Annotated in this window: 3 protein-coding genes; all 3 read left to right on the top strand. The window is 72.5% G+C overall.

Annotation, left to right across the window (positions count from 1 at the left end):
- The first annotated feature begins 409 nt into the window (after positions 1–409).
- Positions 410–964: a DUF2617 family protein gene (locus AC31A1_RS48705; protein WP_489659477.1), complete on the top strand. Its 555-nt coding sequence runs from the start codon at positions 410–412 to the stop codon at positions 962–964.
- A gap of 112 nt (positions 965–1,076) precedes the next feature.
- Entirely contained in the window at positions 1,077–2,678 is a 1,602-nt protein-coding gene (locus AC31A1_RS48700; RefSeq protein WP_489659476.1) for a polyamine aminopropyltransferase, read from the top strand.
- Between the two features lie 198 nt (positions 2,679–2,876).
- Positions 2,877–3,542, top strand: a 666-nt coding sequence (locus tag AC31A1_RS48695) for an SRPBCC domain-containing protein (RefSeq protein ID WP_489659475.1), incomplete at its 3' end; no start/stop codon positions are given.

Here is a 3,542-nt window from a genome sequence, read left to right as displayed (position 1 = left end):
CTGCGGCGGGGGCAGCTGAGCCGGACGCGGTGACAGCTGACACGGGGCAGCCGAGCACCGCCGACGGGGTTGGTACGGGGGTCGTGGCGCCCGTCGGGAGACCGTTCCCGGCGGGCGCTCCGGCGTGCGCCTGACACGCCTGGGCGTACGCCCTGGTTGAACAGTTGAGCTGTGCAGCCCCCTGAGGGATGGAAACCCCACGAAGTTGGGTAAAAACGCTGTGGTGGCGCCACCGCTCATGATTCCCTCTAAATCGCCAACGCAGCCCCAACGCAAGCCCTCGGGCGCCTGCAGACACCTTCTCCTCACTGGGCCGACCGGGCCGATGTCCCGGTGTCGGCCGAGGTGTGCCGGACCCCCCGCACCTCTCCTCATCTCCCCTTTCTTTGCGTGCTAGCGGAGCCGATCCATGCTCACGACCCTGAAGACCTCCTACACCGATACCCGCGCGGCCGACCTCGCCTGGACCCTGGGGCGCGAGCCGCTTCCCGCCCTGGCCACGCTCGATCTCGAACTGGCCGGTGCGAAACTCCAGTTGAGACTGCTCGGCGCGTCCCACCAGGTACTCCTGGACGAGGAGCGGGGCAGCTGTTCGGAGACGGTCGCGTGCATCCCGGGTTCCAGCACACCGCTGCCGCTCGGGGTGGCCAAGCGGGTCGGCGACTGGGAGTACGAGTTCGCGGCCCGGGTCGAGGTGCTGTCCCCGGGGCAGTTCGCGGGCCGCGCCCAGGAACTGCTGGCCCTGGTCGCCGACCATCCCAACGGCCTGGCCGGGGTCTTCCCCGGCAGCCCGCACGCCTTCACCGCGATGCTCGCCCAGCGGCACGAGGGCCAGGTGCACTGGCGCACCTGGCACGCGTATCCGCAGGACGGGCAACTGGTGGCGACGCGGACGCGGGTGGGGGTGCGGGTGCCCGTGCCCGTGCCGGTGCCGGTGGGGCACGCGGTGCCGTCACCTGTATGAGCCGGGTGGCCGGTGCATGAGCCGGGCGGCCGACACCGACCCCGGTCGCTGTAAACACATTCCACACGTGTGGGTGACGAAGCGTACCCATCATGTGACGTAACGTCGCAGCGTGATCGAACCGCACGCGCCGGCCCGGCCGGGTACCCAGCCACCGTGGGCAGGCCCCGCGCGGCTGCCCGTACGGCCGGGCACGGGCCGGTTCCTGGTGCTCGCGGGTGTGTTCGTCTGCGCGGCTTGCGGACTCGTGTACGAACTCGAACTCGTCGCCCTCGCCTCGTACTTGATCGGCGACTCGGTCACCCAGGCATCCGTTGTCCTCTCCGTGATGGTCTTCGCGATGGGCATCGGCTCGCTCGCCGCGAAACGGCTGCGCTGGCACGCGGCGGCCGGTTTCGGCGCGGTCGAGGCGGCTCTCGCGCTGATCGGCGGATGCAGCGCGATGGCGTTGTACGCGGTCTTCGCCTGGACCGGGGACTGGGGCGGGCTGTGGGCCCAGGGCCCGCGCTGTCTCCTGGTCGCCTTCTCGCTCGCCATCGGGCTGCTGATCGGCGCGGAGGTTCCGCTGCTGATGGAGCTGATCCAGCGGATCCGCCGCCAGGACGCGGGGGGCGCGGTCGCCGATCTGTTCGCGGCGGACTACGTCGGCGCGCTGGTCGGCGGCCTGGCGTTCCCCTTCCTCCTGCTGCCCTTCCTGGGCCAGCTGACCGGCACCCTGCTCACCGGCACGGTCAACGTGGTCGCCGGCGGCTCCCTGGTCCTGGGCCTGTTCCGCCGCGACCTCTCCCGCCGGGGCCGCTGGCTCCTGGTCATCGCCAACCTCACGGTCCTCGGCCTGCTCGCCTCGGCCGCCGTCCTGGTCGACGACTTCGAACGGGCCGCACGGCACGCGGTCTACGGCAAGGACGTCCGCGTCGCGCTCCAGACCGACGTCCAGGAGATCGTCCTCACCGGCGGCGACCACGGCCGCCCCCTCGACCTGTTCCTCGACGGCCGCCTGCGGGTCAGCGGCCGCGACGAGAACCGCTACCACGAGGCACTCGTCGCCCCCGCGATGAACGGCCCCCACGCGCGCGTGCTCGTCCTCGGCGGCGGCGACGGTCTCGCCGCCCGCGAGGTGCTGCGCCACCGGGGCGTGCGCCGCGTCGACATCGTCGAACTCGACGCGGGAGTCGTCCGGTTGGCCCGCCACGACCCCGCCCTGTCCGCCCTCAACGGTCATGTCTACGACGACCCGCGCGTCCACGTCACCACGGGCGACCCCTTCGACCGACTCCGCGCGGTCCGCCCGGGCTCGTACGACGTGGTCGTCGCCGACCTCCCCGACCCCGGAATCACCGCCAGCACGAAGCTGTACTCCCAGGAGTTCTACGGCCTCGCCCGCCGGGCCCTCACGGAGCGGGGGCGCCTGGTCGTGCACGCCGGGCCGGTCTCCTCCCGGCGCCATGTCTTCTGGACGGTGGTCTCGACGGTTCGCGCGGCCGGGCTTCACCCCGTTCCGTACCGGGTGGGCGGTCGTGCCTCGGGGTTCGCGGCGGGGCCCGACCGGACGACCGGGACGTCTCGGGCTCCGGGGGACTGGGGGTTCGTGCTGGCGACGCGGGGGGTGGCACCTGCGGAGCCGGGACCGGGGCTGGCGAGCGAGGAGCGGGCGGCGGAGCGGACGCGGGTGCCGGGGCTGGCGGCTTCCACGTTGGTGCATCCGCGGTACTGATCTCACACGGGGGCTGTGTCTGACAGCCCGTTGGGGGTGCCCCCTCTGGGGGAGTTCGAGGACGAGGCCGTTCAGGCCGAAGCGGGGGTTTGGGGGCGCAGCCCCCAGGGACGCTCGCATCAACACGCAGGCACTTCCGGGCAACGGCGGGTGTACCCCCGGTCAACCTAGGTAGGCTCGGCAAGCATGGAGCATGAGGTGCACGTTCCGGTTACCCCCGAGCGACTGCGGGACGCACTCGCGGACCCCGCCCGGGTCGCCCGCGCCGTCCCCGGCTTCCAGCAGGACGCCGGTACCGAACCCGTCGCCGGACGCCTGAAGGTCCGCGTCGGCAGCCACTCCGTCACCTACCGGGGTTCCGTGCGCGTCTCCGCGCAGGACGACGGTACGTACGCCGTGGAGGGCGACGCGGCCGAGGCCCGCGGCACCGGTTCCGTGAAACTCGCGCTCACGCTGCGCGTCCGCGAGTCCGACGGCGGCTCCACCCTCGTCTTCGACGGTACGGCGACCGCGGACGGCCGGATCACCGAACTCGCGCCGGACGCGGTGAGGTCGGCGGCGACCAGGCTGCTGGACCGGTTCGCGGAGAACCTGGGGGCGGAAGCGGACGGGGACGCGCAGGAACCGGGGCCGGCCGAACTCACCGACCCCACCGCCATGTTGGAGACACTGGAGACCGAGGTTCCGCCTCCGCCTCCGCCCCTGGACCCCCTGGTCGACGAGCCCGACGACATCGACGACATCGACGACATCGACGACGTCGACGAGCCCGCGGGCGACATCGGTGGCCCGGACGAACCCGGACCCCACGTCTCCGAGACCTTCGCCGACACCTCCGAACCTCCCGCCGAAGCCGCCCACGCC

It is taken from the genome of Streptomyces sp. P5F9, from assembly GCF_057961495.1.
The sequence above is the reverse complement of the archived record's forward strand: the minus strand, read 5'-3'. Positions and strand labels throughout refer to the sequence as shown.

What these genes read in the sequence shown, in the direction of transcription:
- AC31A1_RS48705 (WP_489659477.1), top strand. Translation starts at nt 410, where the DNA reads ATGCTCACGACCCTGAAGACCTCCTACACCGATACCCGCGCGGCCGAC.